This is a genomic window from Breznakiella homolactica, from assembly GCF_016616095.2.
Classification (GTDB): domain Bacteria; phylum Spirochaetota; class Spirochaetia; order Treponematales; family Breznakiellaceae; genus Breznakiella; species Breznakiella homolactica.
The window spans coordinates 2,202,167-2,219,684 of record NZ_CP067089.2; the positions used below are offsets into that span (position 1 = coordinate 2,202,167).

Annotated in this window: 13 protein-coding genes; 8 read left to right on the forward strand and 5 right to left on the reverse strand. The window is 57.1% G+C overall.

Annotated features, from left to right (window positions below):
* Positions 1-843: a formylglycine-generating enzyme family protein gene (locus JFL75_RS10030; RefSeq protein ID WP_215626547.1), complete on the reverse strand. Its 843-nt coding sequence runs from the start codon at positions 841-843 to the stop codon at positions 1-3.
* On the reverse strand, positions 840-1,451 hold the full coding sequence (locus JFL75_RS10035) for an ATP-dependent Clp protease proteolytic subunit (RefSeq protein ID WP_215626548.1): 612 nt from the start codon (positions 1,449-1,451) through the stop codon (positions 840-842). The genes JFL75_RS10030 and JFL75_RS10035 overlap by 4 nt, the downstream gene beginning before the upstream one ends.
* Before the next feature lie 793 nt (positions 1,452-2,244).
* On the opposite strand from JFL75_RS10035, the gene JFL75_RS10040 reads away from it, so the two are divergent.
* Positions 2,245-3,480 carry an MFS transporter gene (locus JFL75_RS10040; protein WP_215626549.1) on the forward strand — a complete coding sequence of 412 codons (1,236 nt, stop codon included), beginning with the start codon at positions 2,245-2,247 and terminating at the stop codon, positions 3,478-3,480.
* A gap of 369 nt (positions 3,481-3,849) precedes the next feature.
* Positions 3,850-4,191, forward strand: coding sequence for a rhodanese-like domain-containing protein (locus JFL75_RS10045; protein ID WP_223292818.1), 342 nt, complete (start codon positions 3,850-3,852; stop codon positions 4,189-4,191).
* 2 nt (positions 4,192-4,193) lie between these two features.
* On the opposite strand, the gene JFL75_RS10050 is transcribed toward JFL75_RS10045, so the two are convergent.
* Complete coding sequence (locus JFL75_RS10050; RefSeq protein WP_215626550.1) at positions 4,194-5,954, reverse strand: formate--tetrahydrofolate ligase; 1,761 nt, start codon at positions 5,952-5,954, stop codon at positions 4,194-4,196.
* A 51-nt stretch (positions 5,955-6,005) separates the two neighbouring features.
* Positions 6,006-7,118 (reverse strand): alanine racemase, encoded by a 1,113-nt coding sequence (gene alr / locus JFL75_RS10055; protein ID WP_215626551.1) that lies wholly within the window; start codon positions 7,116-7,118, stop codon positions 6,006-6,008.
* A gap of 304 nt (positions 7,119-7,422) precedes the next feature.
* On the opposite strand from alr, the gene JFL75_RS10060 reads away from it, so the two are divergent.
* From JFL75_RS10060 to JFL75_RS10075, 4 genes are all read left to right on the forward strand, one after another.
* Positions 7,423-8,802, forward strand: a complete 1,380-nt coding sequence (locus JFL75_RS10060; protein WP_215626552.1) for a hypothetical protein — start codon at positions 7,423-7,425, stop codon at positions 8,800-8,802.
* A 178-nt stretch (positions 8,803-8,980) separates the two neighbouring features.
* Positions 8,981-9,661, forward strand: a complete 681-nt coding sequence (locus JFL75_RS10065; protein ID WP_215626553.1) for a hypothetical protein — start codon at positions 8,981-8,983, stop codon at positions 9,659-9,661.
* A 542-nt stretch (positions 9,662-10,203) separates the two neighbouring features.
* Positions 10,204-11,724 carry an ATP-binding cassette domain-containing protein gene (locus JFL75_RS10070; protein ID WP_215626554.1) on the forward strand — a complete coding sequence of 507 codons (1,521 nt, stop codon included), beginning with the start codon at positions 10,204-10,206 and terminating at the stop codon, positions 11,722-11,724.
* A gap of 9 nt (positions 11,725-11,733) precedes the next feature.
* Positions 11,734-12,672: a phosphatase PAP2 family protein gene (locus JFL75_RS10075; protein ID WP_215626555.1), complete on the forward strand. Its 939-nt coding sequence runs from the start codon at positions 11,734-11,736 to the stop codon at positions 12,670-12,672.
* 15 nt (positions 12,673-12,687) lie between these two features.
* Here JFL75_RS10075 and JFL75_RS10080 read toward each other — a convergent pair whose 3' ends face one another.
* On the reverse strand, positions 12,688-13,530 hold the full coding sequence (locus tag JFL75_RS10080; RefSeq protein ID WP_215626556.1) for a UTP--glucose-1-phosphate uridylyltransferase: 843 nt from the start codon (positions 13,528-13,530) through the stop codon (positions 12,688-12,690).
* A 567-nt stretch (positions 13,531-14,097) separates the two neighbouring features.
* Here JFL75_RS10080 and mnmE point away from each other — a divergent pair.
* Together mnmE and mnmG are read left to right on the forward strand one after the other, a co-directional pair.
* A complete protein-coding gene (gene mnmE / locus JFL75_RS10085; protein ID WP_215626557.1) occupies positions 14,098-15,567 on the forward strand; it encodes a tRNA uridine-5-carboxymethylaminomethyl(34) synthesis GTPase MnmE in 1,470 nt (489 codons plus the stop codon).
* A gap of 4 nt (positions 15,568-15,571) precedes the next feature.
* Complete coding sequence (gene mnmG / locus JFL75_RS10090) at positions 15,572-17,440, forward strand: tRNA uridine-5-carboxymethylaminomethyl(34) synthesis enzyme MnmG (RefSeq protein WP_215626558.1); 1,869 nt, start codon at positions 15,572-15,574, stop codon at positions 17,438-17,440.
* The last annotated feature ends 78 nt before the right edge of the window (positions 17,441-17,518 follow it).

Below are 17,518 nucleotides of genomic sequence, written 5' to 3' on the forward strand. Positions count from 1 at the left end.
TTACCCGGCTGCAGAATTCCGGGCAATCCGGAATCCCACGGAATTCGCCTTAAAGCTGGGGGCGTTCCAGTACCGGTAGGTTACCCGAAGCAGGTTAACCGGCGTGAACCACGCGCCGCCCCGGAGCACCCGGGATCCCGTCGCGGCGGCGCCCTGGGGATCGGTCTGGGCTTCCCGGGGGTAATCTGCGTACCAGTCCCAGCACCACTCCCAGACATTGCCGCTCATATCGTACAGCCCCAGTTCATTGGGGTTTTTTGATTTTACGGGCTTCGATTCCCTGCCGCTGTTCCCGTCGTACCATCCGACCTGGGCCGCGTTCGCGCCGCCGGAATACAATGAACGGCTCAGGGGCTGATCGGTCAGCGCGCCGAGCACGCCGCCCCGGGCGGCGAATTCCCATTCAGCCTCGGTGGGAAGCCGGTAACCGTCGGCGCCGCGGTCCCAGGTTACGGAATTTCCGGAGATTGTATAAGCCGGGGAAAATCCGTCCCGTTCGCTTAAGGAATTGCAGAAACGGACCGCCTCGAACCAGGAAACAGTATCCACAGGCCGCTGGTCACCGGAAAAACGGGAAGGATTGCTTCCCTGGATTTCCCGGTACAGCTCCTGGGTAACCTCTGTTTCGGCGATAAAAAACGAACTGACCGTTACTTCCCGGGGCCGCTCCGTATGGGCGTAGGGGCTCTCATTGCTCCCCATCCAGAAGGTTCCCCCTTCCACCGCAACCATCACCGGATCGGTACGGCCGAACACGGAAAAAGGAACCACCAGAAAAAAAACCAAGGCCGGGATACATCCCCGGAACGGAATGGTCTTTTTTACATACCCCGCAGCGGTCACAATTCATCCCGCTTCGTTACAACCCGCGAAATAAGGCCGTACTGCACCGCCTCCGCCGCGTTCATCCAGTAATCCCGGTCGGTATCCTTTTCAACCTGCGAAAAATCAACGCCGGTTTCGTCGGAAATCAGCCGGTTAATCCGGTCACGCATCTTATCCAGCTCCCGGGCGTGGATTTCAATTTCCGTAGCCACCCCCCGGATACCGGACAATGGCTGGTGTATCAGGTACTGGCTGTTGGGAAGGCCGATACGCCGTTCCTTGGGAACAGCCAGGAGTATCACCGCCGCCGCGCTGGCAACGAGACCCATTCCGATGGTCCAAACCGGCACTTTCACGAAGCGGATCATGTCGAAAATAGCGTACCCGGCATAGGCGTCTCCTCCGGGGGAGTCAATGAAAATCCGGATAGGTTCGTCGGCCATATCCTCCAGCAGCAGGAGCTGCCGGATGGTCCGCTCGGAGAGATCCTTATTTATTTCCCCGGAAAGAAGGATGGTCCGGGTTTTAAGCATTTTACTGATCAGGGGATCCGCCGGAGCCTGCTGTTTTTCCTGGTCATCGTCATCATCATCGCCGCGGATAATCCGTGTAGCATTATAATCCATCAAAAACCTCACATAAATCTATCTGAATAGCGTGATACGTATACTATATAATATAAAGGCTTCCATACCGCCGGTCAATTAGAAGGGGGAGCACTGTGCTGTATATCCACCAAGCACCCGAAATAACGATTCTGCGGGTCCTGCCATACAACAGAGGGCATGGCTCCGTGTCGGCCTGCGGCCTCGAAAGTCGCTCATGCCCTCTGTTGTATGGCACCCGGCGTTTTCATTACCCTCGGGTGCTTGGTGCTTCTACCAGCTGGGGTTAACCATTTCGGGGGGCTGCTCCCCCTCGTTTCAGCCCCGCTTCGCGGGTCTTCCACTACCCCCACTCCGGGTTCCTGTATGCGGAAGCCCCAACGGATATGGCGGCGCCTCCAAATCCCGGTTATCCCACCACCCAGCCCCGCACTCGGAAAGTGTACCAGCTTTCTATCCAGATAAGCCGGCAAAGAAGCATGGCCGTGCCGGTAACGCGGGGTGTCCGGGAAAAAATGCATAGGAGCGACTTTCGAGGCCGCAGGCCGGTGCGCCGCATTCAATGAACATGCGCTACCCACCCAGAACCGCCCTCAAAATGAGTACCAGCTTTCTATCCAGATAAGCCGGCAAAGAAGCATGGCCGGCACGGTAACGCGGGGTGTCAGAGTACTGAGGGTATGAGCGGCTTTCGAGGCCGAAGGCCGACGCGCCGCCATACCCTCAGTACTCTGACAGGACCCCCGAACCGGTTCCCACCATGCTTCTTTGCCGGGTTACATAACTATAGAAAGCTGGTACACTTTACACCGCCATGAAACCCTGGAAAGCCAATTATACGGCGTTGCTTATTGCAGAGACCCTTGCGGTTGCCGGTTTCGGCATTTCAAACCCCATTACCCCGCTGTTCCTGTCAGAAGACCTCGGGATTACGGATCCCCAGACATTGAAAATCTGGTCGGGTATTATCCAGTCTTCCTCGTCCGTCACCCTGGCGCTTTTTGCTCCCATCTGGGGCCACCTGGCGGATAAATACAGCCGCAGATTGATGCTCCTGCGGGCCATGTTCCTGGGGGGCGTTATTGTGGCGCTCATTCCCCTGACCAACGCCCCTTGGCAGGTACTCATCCTCAGGACTATCCAGGGCTGTTTCGTCGGAACGGTTTCCGCCGCCACGGTGCTTGCCGCCGGAATAGCCCCCGCGGCCCAGGTTGCTCTGGCCCTGGGGCTCCTGCAGACCGGCGTTTCCATCGGCAACTCCCTGGGACCGCTTTTCGGCGGGGTTGTATCGGATTTTTTCGGCCGGCGTATAGCCTTTCTGTTTACCAGCCTGATCCTGGTGATCGCGGGACTCATCGTACTCAAATGGGTCGAAGACGATACCCGTCCGAGACCTCCGAAGGGCGAGAAAGTAAAAAAAGGTATAACCTCCGACATGGGGATTATTTTCGCGTCTCCGGTGCTGCTGGCCCTCATGGCAGTATCCTTCTCCATTCAGACATCCAGCTCAATCATCACCCCAATACTGCCGCTGTTTGTGCGGGAACTCGCCGCGGGATCCCGGTACGTCGGGTCCGCCACGGGTATTGTGCTGGGAGTGGGCGCCGCCACCACGGCCCTGGCAACCTTCCTGGTAGGCAAATACGCCTCGCGGCTCGGGTACTGGAAGACCCTCATTTTCTGTCTCGCCGCGGGCTGTGTGCTTTCGTTTCCGCAGATTTTCGTTACCAACATAACCCAGCTGACCGTTATGCGGTCCATGGCCATGTTTTTTATCGGCGGCGCCATTCCCGTGCTGAACGCAATTATCGCGGTTACCGTGGACCGGGATAAACAGGGAATCGTGTACGGCTTCAATACATCCTTTTCCAACGCCGGGGCCGCCCTGGGGCCGGTGATCGGCTCGGTAACCGCGGCGGTTTTCAGTTTCCGGTCGGTATTTGCCGTCACCGCCCTGATATTGGGCTTTTCCGCTTCGGTAACCGTATGGCGCAGAAAGAAATATCTAAAAATGAGGGAAGAGGAAAACCAGGATAATCCGGTATCATAGCAGGCCGCCCGCAGTACCCTTATAACTCAGCTCCGCAGCATGGAATTACCAGAGCCGGGGGGCCTGTCACATGAAAAAAACCCCGCAGGGCGGTGTTTCTTTTCATGCGACACCCCGCGCTGCCGTGGTCACCTCACTGCGGAGCCTATTCTCTGTACCGTAATGCGGGCATCCTGCCTTTACGGAGAGAGGCTGGGTGTGGGAGGCCACTTCCGAGCCGTAAGCCGTAACCTGACACAAAACTTATTGGTTCTAAATGCATGGACAGCTAATTCCGCTGTATAAATAACCGCAACAGCCGGCGTGACTGCGGCTGTACAGGGGCAGCGGAAAATCCAGCGTTACGGCAACGCTATTGTTGAGGTTCCAATGCAGATGGTTTTTAGTCCAGTTATGGAAAAAATCGAAGCCGGGGCTCTGATTGTCGATGTCAGAACCGAAGATGAATTCAAAACCGGGGCGTATCCCGGGGCGGTCAATATTCCCCTGGCCGTACTCCAGTCGCGGATGGAAGAACTGGAACCCAGGGACAGGCCTATCGTTATCTACTGCACATCGGGCACCAGAGGGCACATGGCCGCGGATTTTCTGGAGGCCTTCGGCTGGACCGACGCGGTCTGCGCCGGTTCGCTCACGGAAATGGAAGAACTCCTCCATACCGGACAGCCGCCGGTTCCGGAGGAGAACCACCAGGTTTTTGCCCGGCAATAACCTCAGAAAAGGCCCGAGATACGGCCTTCCGCGTCCACGTCGATGTTCATAAACGCCGGTTTTGAAGGAAGTCCCGGCATGGTGGAGATATCCCCGCAGATGGGATAGACAAAACCCGCCCCGGCCGCGAGGCGGACCTCCCGGACCGGGAGACGCCATCCCCGGGGAGCGCCCTTTAAGGCCGGATCGTGGGAAAGGGAATACTGGGTTTTTGCCATGCATATCGGCAGTTTCCCGTACCCCTGGGATTCCAGGCGTTCCAGAGTCTCCGCGGCAGCCGCGGTAAAATCGACCCCGTCGGCGCCGTAAACTTCCCCGGCGATCTTTTCGATCTTCTCGGTAAGGGTGTTTTCCAGGGGATACAGGAATTTGAATTCGGACTTCCCGGCGGCGGCTTTCTCCACGGCTTCCGCGAGATCCGCCGCGCCTTCCCCGCCCAGGGCCCAGTGCCGGGAAACCACCGCGTCCGAGGCGCCGGCCTTGAGGGCCGCGTCCCGGATAAGATCCCATTCCGCCTGGGTATCCGTGGGGAAGCTGTTTATGGCCACCACCGCGGGAATCCCGAACCGCCGCACAATGCCGAGATGGGCCGTAAGGTTGGCCATACCGTTCCCGAGCAGTTCAAGGTTTTCTTCGGTGTATGCCGCGGGAAGGGGTTTCCCGGGGGTTACCGCGGGGCCGCCGCCGTGGGCTTTGAGGGCTCTGACCGTGGCGACCAGGACCACCGCGTCGGGAACGAGCCCGGAGCTCCGGCACTTGATATCGAAGAATTTCTCCATTCCCATATCCGAGCCGAACCCGCTTTCGGTGACCACATAGTCGGCGTACCCCACGGCGATACGGTCGGCAATTACCGAGGAATTGCCGTGGGCGATATTGGCGAAGGGGCCGGTATGGACAAAGGCTCCCTGGCCTTCCAGGGTCTGGAGCAGATTTGGCTTGAGCGCATCCTTGAGCAGGGCCGCCATGGCTCCGGCAACCTTAAAATCCTCAGCCGTAAGGGGATTTCCTTTCGTATCGTACGCGACAACCATACGGCCCAGCCGGCTCCGGAGATCCGCCATATCCGAGGCAAGGGCAAGAATGGCCATAACCTCACTGGCCACGGAAATATCGAAGTGGCTCTGCCGCAGGGGGCCGTCGGCCCGGCTGCCCATCCCGGTAACAACGTGCCGCAGGACCCGGTCATTCATATCCACGACCCGGCCGATGGCGACACCGTGGGGATCGGGATTGAGCTTGGACAGCCCCATTTTTTCAAAATACCCGTCAGACCACCGGGATTCATGGTATATTCGCGCGTCCACCGCGGCGGCGCAGAGATTATGGGCCGCGGACACCGCGTGGATATCCCCGGTTAAATGGAGGTTGAAGTCTTCCATGGGGATAATCTGGCTGTACCCGCCCCCGGCGGCGCCGCCTTTTATCCCGAAGGTCGGCCCCATGGAGGGCTGCCGCAGGGCGGCGACCGCGTTTTTCCCGATTTTCCCGAATCCCTGAACGAGGCCCACGGTGGTGGTAGTTTTACCCTCCCCCAGGGGAGTCGGACTTATGGCGGTGACATTGATGTATTTGGCTTTCCGGGGGGCTTTTTCCGAAGCGCCGCCCAGACGCCAGTCGATCTTGGCCTTATAGGGACCGTATTCCTCCACCGCGCCGGCGGGAATTCCCAAACCGGAGGCAATATCGGAGATACGCTCCAGTTCCGCGGACTGGGCGATTTCAATATCCGAAGGCACCGGGTTTTTCCGTTCTATAGCCATACATTCCTCCTTATTTTGGGACACAGCCGGACAATACCCGGACAGGCGGCCTCAGGTCACGTAAACCCGGGGAACCCGTTTATGGATATTGCAGGTGATCTCATAGGGAATCGTTCCGAGGATATCCGCCACATCCGCCGCGTCTGACCCTCCGTTCCCGAAAACCGTTACTTCATCCCAGCGTTTAAGGTCCGTATCCGGTCCGAGATCGACGAGACACTGGTCCATGCAGATGGTTCCCACCAGAGGATAGGCCTTTCCGCCGATCGCCACCGAATACCGTCCGCTCAGGGACCGGGGCAGACCGTCGGCGTACCCCACGGGGAGCGTCCCCAGGATCGTGTTCCGGTCGGCCTGCCAGGTCCGGCCGTAGGATACGGATTCACCCTTAAAAACCTCTTTCGTAAAAACGATATGGGTCCGCAGTTCCATAACCGGCTCCACCGGGACCAGTTCAGCCGCTTCCCTGACCGGCGGATAACCGTACAGGAGCAACCCCGGCCGCACCATGTCGAAAAAGCTGTCACCGTGGAGCACCACCGCTCCAGAATTGGCGGCATGAACGATACCGGGATTGACCCCGGAATCCCGGAATTCCTCAAGAACAGACTGGAAACAGTGAATTTGTTCTTTTGTATACAGCACATCGTCGGGTTTTGCTGAATCCGCCACCGCGAAATGGGTGGCTGTCCCGGTCAGTTTAAGGGATATCTGGGAACCGATATGGCGCGCCAGAACCAGGGCATCCCCCGGCCGGCAGCCCATACGGCCCATGCCGGTATCCACTTTCAAATGGACCGAAAGAATATCCCCGGCCCGGTCCGCCGCGGCCGCCGCTTCCGCCGCAAAATCAGCGTCCGAAATCATCAGCGTAAGCCGGTACCGCACAATATCAGGCAGTTCTTCCGCCAATGGCTGGGAAAGCAGCAGAATCGGGGCCACAATCCCCGCGTCCCTGAGCTCAATTCCTTCCTGGGTCGAAGCCACCGCCAGGTAGCCCGCGCCGGCCTGTATGGCGGCCACGGCAATACGCACGGCGCCGTGGCCGTAGGCATCAGCCTTGATCGGCACACAGATCCTGGGATTCGGCCCTATCTTTTCCCGGACCGCCTGGATGTTTCCGCGCAGCCGGTCCAAATGTATTATCGCTTTCGTTGCCCGCATAATTTGTATTGTACCGTGTACAAAAGCTTAAGGCAATGTGAACCCGGGGCGTCTGTGTTTTTGGTATACCCGGCAATGTATACTGCAGGATGGAACCGTAAATTACCGGTCAGGCTCAGAAATTGGGCCGGAAAAAATAATATAGAAAAATAATTGCAACTGGGGTATAATAGTACCAAATATGATTACACGATTGGTAAAATGTTTATGTCTTATTTCCCTTTTCTCACTGTTCCTCATGGGATGCGGAGAATTGGAAACAGTGCTCCCCTCCGCAAGTGAATCATATAAAGTAAATGCCTTTGTGAATGACCGGACCCTCGCGGACCATTCTTTTATATTCCGGAATGATACTCTGCGGCCGGCATTTTTGAATTCCGTGGACGGCGACCCCGATGTGACAGGTCTTCTGGTCTTCTTTGAAACCCCCGAAGGCAATGCGGTCAGCGAAAAAGTACGGTATCTGCTTCCTTCCGGGGAAGAATCTCCCTCGTATTCCGGGGAAACGGTGATTACCGTTAACAGCCTCGACGAATCCCTGGCGGTGTTTACCCTTCCCGACAACCTGGAACCGGGCCAGTATGTTATGGTTTTCCACATCCTGGGAAAACGGGACGTGCTGTATAAGAGTTCCCAGACGGTATATTACCTTGAAGACTATTACTGCTCGGTGGAGGATATACGGATGTATCTCCCCGGGGTAAGCAGCGGGCCGTACCTCATCATGCCCGGACTCACCATACTGCTGGAAACGGAACTGAACTGCGATCCGGAGATTGATCCCTATATTATCTGGTACAGCAACGGAAAACGTATTGACGGAGGAACCCTTTCCGAAGGGAAAAACCGGGTGCTGTGGACCGCCCCGGGAATAACGGGATTTACGACTATCCGGGCCGAGGTTTTTCCATTTACCCCGAAAAAAAACGTACCTAAAAACGCGGCGGGTTACGCAAAGGATTTATCCATTCCCGTATCGTCCAAGGCTCGGATACCCGCTTTTTATGCCGATGACGGCGGGCAGTGCGTTTACTGGTACCAGTTTACCGGGAACCTTGAAGCGGCCAAAGCGCCCAACCAGGGCGGCAGGGTACTTATTAAGGCTGAAGACAGCCCTCTCCGCTGGGAAGTACATGAAGACCTGTACGGACTCGCCGTCGGACCGGCGGATGTGTACACAATTCCGGATTTCAGCCTTTCCTTCGGCAATAGTAAAACAGGATTCACGGTAAATAAACTGAACATACATTTTGTCCCCCGCTCCTCAGGAACCGTTGCCCGGGGGCTTTTTTCCCTGGACAGCGGCAGGACCCTGGAAATGGAGATTTCAGTTACTGCCGAAGGGGTTCTGCTGGCGGCGGGAACGGAAACCGAAAAACACAGGATTACCCTGCCGGCCGCCGTGCTGGATGCCGGGGAAATTGTCGATCTGGCGCTGATGTTCTCCCTTACGGAAAAGGGTTTTGCCGTATCAATGTATCTTGATGGTGCCGAAACCGCGGCGGAAGAACTCATTATCCCGCTGAATGAATCCTTAAACGGGAGCGGTGTTTTCAGCCTGGGCGCGGAAAACAGCGGCAGCACCGGGTCACATTCCGGCGGAATAGTGGCACTGATTGACGAGGTTTTTCTCGAACAGCTTTCGGCGGGAAACGGAACCGCGGGAGAAGGATCGGACAGATAAACGGACCGGTATCGGGTCAAATATGGAGTATTTTTATCAAATATTTGAGATTAGGGTGTGAAACCCCTTTCTTCCGGTGTTATATTTAACATATTCCGGTTGAAAAATAAGCAAGGATGCGGCATTCTATCTATGCCGATGCCATATAATAATGGAGATTTTTTTGAAGGAGATTCAAATGAAACGTATTGCAGTATTAGCCCTCATCGCCGGGGCTTTGGTAATGGCCGGATGCGCCAGCAAACCTGCGGAACAGACTCAGACGCTTCCGCCCGCGCCGGAATACGTGGAGCGGACGGATACATACCAGGTTATTGACCATAAGACCAAAGCGGTGGGTCAGGACGTCCCCGAATGGGTAACCCGCTATATCAGCGACGGGGTCAGCGGCGTGGAAGCCATGCCCCAGTACAACAATAAATACGTCTTTATCGGTGAAGATTCCGGAACAAACCTGAATGCATTGCGGCAGTGGTCAACCGGGTTTACCGTTGCCCAGGATCTGTCCCGCATGGTGTCCAGCCGGGTGCAGGCCCGTTTTGCCGGTGCCGCCGCGGGAAGCCCCGATGACGAATACGGCCGGTATTTCGAGAACGTGGTTAAAAGCGCCTCCGACGCGACCTACAGCGGAGCCCGCAAGGAAACCGACTTCTGGCTGCTGAAACGGTATTTCAAAGCCGACGGGAAAACCGTTGACCGGGAAGTGTACGATTTCTACGTCCTGGTAAGCATCGACAAGGACCTGCTCCAGCGCCAGATCAACGACATCCTGGATGGCGTCAATGTTGACACGCCCCCCACCCGGGAACAGTCAACCGCCATTGACCGGGTCAAGGAAGCCTTCTACGAAGGATTCTGATCCAACCCGTACCGAGTTTTTTACAGACGGTCCCCCTAGGGGGACCGTTTTTTTATGCCATTCCGGCATGCGGCGGCGGACACAAACACCCGGAAACTAGAAGAGGGGGCAGTGGAGAAGCGTTAGTGTCACCTGTGACACTAACCTTCGGAACGAGGGGGAGCCGCCCTCTTCTCAGGGCAGCACCAAGCCGGTTAAGCCGGAACGTATCCGCGCGATAATGGTAACGCCGGGTGTCGTATGAAAAGAAATACCGCTTTGCGGTGTTTTTTTCATACGACGGGCCCCGCGGAACCGTTAAACACGGATACGTTCCGGATTGCCAGACTCGGTGCTCCCCCGCATCATTGACAATCTCAAAAAGAATAGGTATTTTTACTGCAGGCGCAAGCTAAAGTACCAATAAACAGTAGAGGACCGGGGAGCGATGAGGAAATAAAACCAAAGGGGACAGCAGGCAGAAACGGCACTCCCTTTTGTGTATTATTCCCGGTCAAAATCAATTCATTGCCCGGGGACCGCCGTATATACGGAGGCCCGCCATGGCTCACAATTTTTTATCATTCAATTCAGCCGATTTTTATTACCCTTCCTCGATCCACCCGGTACTGAAAAATATCCGCTTCGATGCCCATCCCGGCTGGACCGGTATTGTCGGGGAAAACGGTTCAGGGAAGAGCACCCTGCTCCTCCTGGCCGCGGGCATCCTGGAACCTTCAGAGGGGTCGATTCAAAGACCCGAACCCATAGTGTACTGCCCCCAGCGGACCGATGACCTGCCCGGCAGCTGGGAGGATTTTTTCTATTCCGGGGACAACGAAGCCGGAAAATTTATGGATCTCCTGCAAATCGGTTATGACTGGCCGTACCGGTGGGAAAGCCTGAGCCATGGAGAACGGAAACGCCTGCAGCTTGCCCTGGCGCTTTGGGAAACCCCCGCCATGCTTGCGGTGGATGAACCCACCAACCACCTCGACCGGGACGCGAAAATTCTCATCGCCAATGCCCTGGAGGGGTACGGCGGAATCGGCCTTCTGGTAAGCCACGACCGGACCTTGCTTGACCGGCTCTGCGGCAGCTGCCTCTTTCTTGACGGCGGCAGCGCGGTCCTCCGGCCCGGCGGGGTTTCCCGGGGACTTGCGGAGGATGAACGGGAACAGCTCGAGCAGAAGCGGAACCGGCAGCAGATCGTTTCCGAACGGAACCGGCTCGCCGCGGAGGCGGACAGCCGCAGACGGCTGGCCGAAAGCGCCAAAAACCGGATGTCCAAGCGCAATGTGGATAAAAATGACCGGGATACCAAGGGGAAAATAAACATGGCCCGGCTTACGGGCAAGGACGCGGTGGGAACCAATCTGTACAAGCGTATGGAAAACCGGATCGGCCGGCTCGACCGGGATCTGTCCGCCCATACGGTGCGGCATGAACGGCCGACGGGCATAACCCTGACGGGCACGACCGCCCGGGGGGACCGGTTATTCACCCTGCCGGGGGAGCGCATCACGCTGTCCCCGGAAAAGTTCCTGCTGATTCCCGAACTTACCATGGAGCCCCGGGACCGCATTGCCTTGACCGGGCCCAACGGCAGCGGAAAAAGCACCCTGATAAACCGGATTATTGCATCCATACCGGGGCAAATTCCTTTCCTGGTGGTTCCCCAGGAAATAACAATGGAAGAAAGCAGGAATATCCTGGAGCAGGTCCTTGGGGAGGAGGAAAAAAACAAGGGGGAAATCCTCTCACGGTTTTCCCGGCTTGGATCGGATCCCCGGTCCCTGCTGCAGTCAGCCTTGCCCAGCCCGGGAGAAATACGGAAACTGCTTATTGCCCGGGGAGTTTTCCAGAATCCGGCGCTGATCATTATGGATGAACCCACCAATCACCTCGACCTTCCTTCAATACAGCTCCTGGAGACAACCCTTCAGGAATCCGCGGCGGCGCTGCTTCTGGTCAGCCACGATGACGCGTTTCTAGACCGCCTGGCCCGGAAAGAATGGGCCCTCCGGCCTGTCACCGGCGGCGGAGAGCTGGTTACCCTTGACCGGGATGGGACATACAACTAGGCTGGATTTATGGAACAAGTGTATCAATGGGGCATTGCGGTTATTCAGGGAATCCAGCGGATGGAAAATCCGTTTATGACCGCGCTTATGAAGGGAATCACGTTTCTGGGAACCGAATACGTTTATGTGGTTCTGATGGCGCTTATTTTTTGGTGTATCGATGAGAAAAGAGGGTTCAGGCTTTCGGTGGCGGTGATTTTCTCGGCGTGGCTCAATACCTGGATGAAGGCGCTGCTGAAGCAGCCCAGGCCCTATGATCTCGATCCCAGCGTGGGCAGGGCGTATGAATCGAGTTACGGCATCCCGTCAGGACACGCCCAGAATTCCCTGGTTCTGGGAATGGTACTGGCCTCCTGGGGCACAAAAAAACGGTATTACCTGTTCGCGGTACTGGCAAGCGCCGTTATCGGCTTTACCCGGCTGTACCTGGGAGTTCACTTTCCCACTGATCTTTTTGCGGGCTGGCTCCTGGGGCTCATTATTCTGGCGGTATACGCTGTCTTCGGAAATCTTATTGAAGCGCTTCTCACCGCGGGGGGAATCCGCGCCCAGATAATAACCGCGGCGGCGGTATCACTCCTGATGAACGCGGTCTATCCGGAGGATACGAACCTCTCGGGGCTGTTCCTGGGTATGGGAGCCGGTTACAGTCTTATGGTGAACCGGTTTCCCTTTTCCGCGGGAAAGGGTCCCGACGGGCTTAAACCTAAATTCCCCGTACTGATACTCCGGTACATCACCGGCCTGGCCGGAGCCCTGGTCATTTTTTTAGCCCTGAAAGCCCTGCTGCCCGGGGAAACCTCGGCGTATTACCAGCTGGGACGTTTTGTCCGGTACGGCGCCGCCGGGTTCTGGGTATGCGCCGGCGCGCCATGGTTATTCCTCCGCTTCGGTCTGGCCGGCCGCAGGGATGGTACCAATCAAGGGGAAGAATCCCCCGCGGAATAAACCCAACCGTCAGGATTAACCTTTTTTCAGGGCAATATAGTTATCCAGGACACGCTTAAGGGAGGGGATGCTTTCGGCATACCGGAGGATCGCCTCCAGATATCCCTCGGGTTCTCCGGTATCCATCCGGTGGCCCGAAAGGCGTTTATACACCACCCTTCCCTCGTTCATAAGCTTGTTGAGGGCATAGATATGGTAGTATTCCCCTCCTTCATGGCGTTCCCATCCTTCTTCGAGGTAGTTGAAAAAATCAGGGGTATACAGGTACCGTCCGATGGAAACCTCATGGCTCGGTTCGGTGCCCTTCATGGGTTTTTCCACAATGGCGCGGACGTGTTTTCCGTCCGCCGCGATATCGAGAACGCCGTACCGGCTGACATCATCTTTTTCGTAGACCGTGGCCATCACCGAACAGCCGGTTTCGCGCCAGGCCTCAATAAGCTGGGATGACAGAGGGGGCTCGCCGATGTGGAGATCGTCGGGGTACGCCACGATGCAGGGGCTGTCCCCCACAAAGGATTTGACCTGGAGCAGGGCGTGGCCCGTGCCCAGCATCCGCTGCTGCCTGATAAAGGCAAAACGGACATTCGCCGGAGGGGTGATCCGTTCGAGCAGTTTCGTTTTCCCTTCCCGTTCGAAAATGGATTCCAGCTCTATTTCCCGGTCAAAGTAATCCTCCAGCGCCTTTTTGCGGCGGGAACTGACAATGATGATATCCTCAATGCCGGATTTGACGAATTCGTCCACAATAAAGGCAATGGACGGCACATTGACAATGGGAAGCATTTCCTTAGGGATAGTCTTCGTAACCGGCAGAAACCGGGTGCCGTAGCCCGCGGCAAGAATAATACCTTTCATATATACCATAGTAACGGCCCTTGGCTGAAACATGCAAGTTATTTCGCCAGGGCATCTGCATTATGACTTAATACTCAGCAAAGCTGCATGGAGATAACAGTCCGAGGGTCCTGCCTGAGGATACGGGTTCTGGCTCCTCGTCGGCCTGCGGCCTCGAAAGTCGCTCAGAACCCGTATCCTCAGGCACCCTGCGGTACCATCAAAACACCATGCTGCAGTGCTGCTGCTCCAGGAAATAATGCAGATGCCCTGCCGTGGGAGGGGGTTGGGTATGGGAGGATTTTTCCGAGTATGGTATTGTGCCGGATGCCGGAGATTTTGAACATACCGGAACTATTCTCCGTTGCGAAGCCCTCCGCCCTAAGCATAGCTGAAGTGAGTGGCCGCCCTTTCACTGGGCAGCACAAAGCCGGAAAGCACCCGGCCATGATGGTAACGCCGGGTGTCATGTAAAAGGGATGATGAGCGGCTTTCGAGGCCGCAGGCCGACGCGCCGCCATCCTCCCTTTTACATGACAGGCCCCGCGGATCTAGTAAACCCGGGTGCTTTCCGGGTATTGTTACAACATGGACCGGCCTGCCTACGGAAACAACGACCCCATCGCGGCGTACGCGACCCCCCTGGGCGAAAGCGCCCTGGCGGTGATACGGATCACCGGGGATTGTTCAATAGATTTATGCTCCCGGATATTTTCCAGACCCGCGAAACTGCAGGAAAGCCCCGGGAATACCCTGGTCCACGGATGGATAATCCGGGAAGACGGCGAACGGATCGATGAAGTCATGATCTCTGTTTTCCGGGCACCCCGTTCGTACACCGGGGAGGAAGGGCTCGATATTTCCTGCCACGGGGGTATCGCCGCGGCAAAGGCGGTGATGCGGCGGCTCCGCACCGCCGGATTCCGGGACGCCCTTCCCGGGGAATTCAGCTTCCGGGCTTTTATGAACGGGAAACTCGATCTTACCCGGGCGGAATCGGTGATGGAGCTGGTGTCGGCCAAGACCGACCTGTCCCGGCAGCACGCGGTCAGCCGGCTTTCCGGGGATCTGGAACGGGATATCCGGTCCGTCAAGGATCTGCTCGTAAAAACCCTGGCCGCGACGGAACTGTTTCTGGATTATTCCGAAGATGACGGTGTATCCATGATTGCCGGCGGCAGTCCTGATACGGGTTTTATTGAAGACGATGAAGCCGCCGGAAGAATGCCGGAGCAGCAGGCGGCGGAAACCGCCCTGGAACGGCTCAAAGCCCTTTCAGCGTCTTATACTATGGAAACATTGTACCGTGACGGGGCACTGGTGGTTATCGCCGGCCCGCCCAACGCGGGAAAATCGAGCCTTTTCAACCGGCTGCTCAAGGAAGACCGTTCCATTGTAACGGATATTCCCGGCACAACCCGGGACTGGATTGAGGCGTGGATTTCCGTTGAAGGCATACCCGTCAGGATTGTCGATACCGCGGGATTCCAGGAGTCCGAGGACCCGGTGGAACTCCTGGGCATAGAACGGAGCAGAAACCTCCTCGCGGAGGCGGATCTGATCCTGTATCTTATCGACGGGACCAGGGGCCTCACCGATGATGACCGGGATTTCTTCCGGAACACTCCCGGGGGAGGCGAAAATTCGGACCCGCCGGAAACGGCGCCGGGAATCCTCCTGTGGAATAAAGCCGACCAAACCCCGCTCCCGGAGGGGCTGGCTGGAACCGGGGCGGCCGCGGTCCTCGGGATCAGCGCGAAAACCGGAGACAATATCCAGGAGCTGAATTCCGCCATAGCCCGGCTGCTGGAATCGCGTTTCGGGGGAACCGGAGAAGCACCGGCGGCGGGAATAGCCACGGAACGGCAGAAGACCCTGGTGGACTCGGCGGCGGCCTCGGTGGCGGAAGCCCTGGAACTGGCCCGCGGCGAGGCACCCCTGGATATCATAGCCCCCATGCTCCGGGAAGCGGTAAACGCCCTGGGTGAAATTACCGGCGACGTTTCAACGGCGGATATTCTGGAAACCATGTTCAGCCGTTTCTGCGTAGGAAAATAAACCGATGGATTTCGATTGTATTGTTGTCGGCGGGGGGCACGCGGGAATTGAAGCGTCCCTTGCCTGCGCCCGTCTCGGATTTTCAACACTGCTGATTACCCAGAATCCCGACCGCATCGGGACCCTTTCCTGCAACCCCGCAATCGGAGGGCTCTCAAAGGGAAACCTGGTCCGCGAAGTCGATGCCCTGGGCGGGGAAATGGGAAAACTCATCGACGCAACCTTGATCCAATACCGGGTGCTCAACCGGTCACGGGGTCCGGCGGTACAAGCCCCCCGGGCTCAGGCCGATAAGGCGGCGTACCAGGAAGCGGCCCGGAGGGCGGTTGAATCCCAGGAGCGGCTCCGGATCCGCATGGATACGGTAACGGATCTCATTGTTTCCGGGGACGGAAAACGGGCGGAAGGAGTTCTTACCGCCCGGGGCCGCGCGATCGGCGGCAGGGCGGTTATTATCGCCGCCGGAACTTTTATGGAAGGGAAAATTTTTATCGGGGAATACGACACCCCCGAAGGCCGGCTCGGCGAGGAGGCAGCCCTGGGGCTCGGAAAAAACCTCCGGAGCCGGGGCTTTCCCGCGGAGCGGCTTAAGACCGGGACGCCCGCCCGGATAGCGGGCAATTCAATTGATTACTCCCGGCTGGAACGCCAGGACGGTGAAGTACCGGCGCCCTTCTCCTTTGATACCGATCCCGGCTCCGTCCCTGACCGGCCGGCGGTACCCTGCTGGATAACCTATACCACCGCCGAAACCCACCGCATTATCCGGGAAAACATCCACCGTTCACCTTTGTACGGCGGTAAAATAATCGGAACCGGTCCCCGGTACTGCCCGTCCCTGGAGGACAAAGTCGTCCGGTTCCCGGACCGGGACCGCCACCATATTTTCATTGAACCTGAAGGGCTGCATACCAACGAAATGTACCTCAACGGCGCGTCCAGCTCTCTGCCCGAGGATGTCCAGGAAGCCTTTATCCGGAGTATACCGGGCCTCGAAGAGGCGGTCATTGTACGCCCGGCCTACGCGGTGGAATACGACTATCTCGATCCCCTGGATCTCTACCCCACCCTGGAATCGAAACGCTTGGAAGGCCTTTTTGTGGCGGGACAGACCAACGGAAGTTCGGGGTACGAAGAGGCGGCGGCCCAGGGACTTCTGGCGGGACTCAATGCCGGGATGAAGCTTTCCGGCCGGGAGCCCCTGGTTCTCGGAAGGGCCGAAGCGTATATCGGCGTCCTTATTGACGACCTTACCACCCTGGGAACAAAAGAACCCTACCGTATGTTTACCAGCAGGGCGGAGCACCGGCTTATGCTGCGGCACGATACCGCCGATACCCGGCTGACCCCCAAAGCGAGGGAACACGGCCTCGCCGATGACATCCGCTGGGAACGTTTTATGAAAAAAGCCCATGCCCTGGATGAAATCCAGGAACTGCTCCGGACGCGGAAGGTACCCGGACCGGCGGAACTGGAAAATACCGGGGCGGCGAAGGCGTTCCATTCCCATACCGGGGAAAGCCTGGAACGGAGCCTTACGGACACTAAGATAACCGTGGATGACGTTCTTTCTTTTGCGCCGGAACTGCGGAAGTATCCCGCCGAATGGCTCCTGCGCAGCAGCCTGGATATCAAATACGCGGGATACATCGAAAAAGAAAACCGCGCGGTGCTTCAGAACGCGAAGCTGGACGCGATCCGGCTCGATCCGGCCATTGATTACGCCGGGATGGCGGGACTTTCCGCAGAATCCCGGGAAAAACTTATAATTGTACGTCCCCTCACGCTCGGACAGGCAGCCCGGATTCCCGGGGTACGGCAGAGCGACATAGCCCTCCTCATGGTATTAACAAAAAAGAATAAACATGTTTAAATAATAGCGGTTATCTTCAAAATAATTTTTTTGGAGAAAATAGCTTTTGATATTTAAACATATTAAATTCAAACTCAA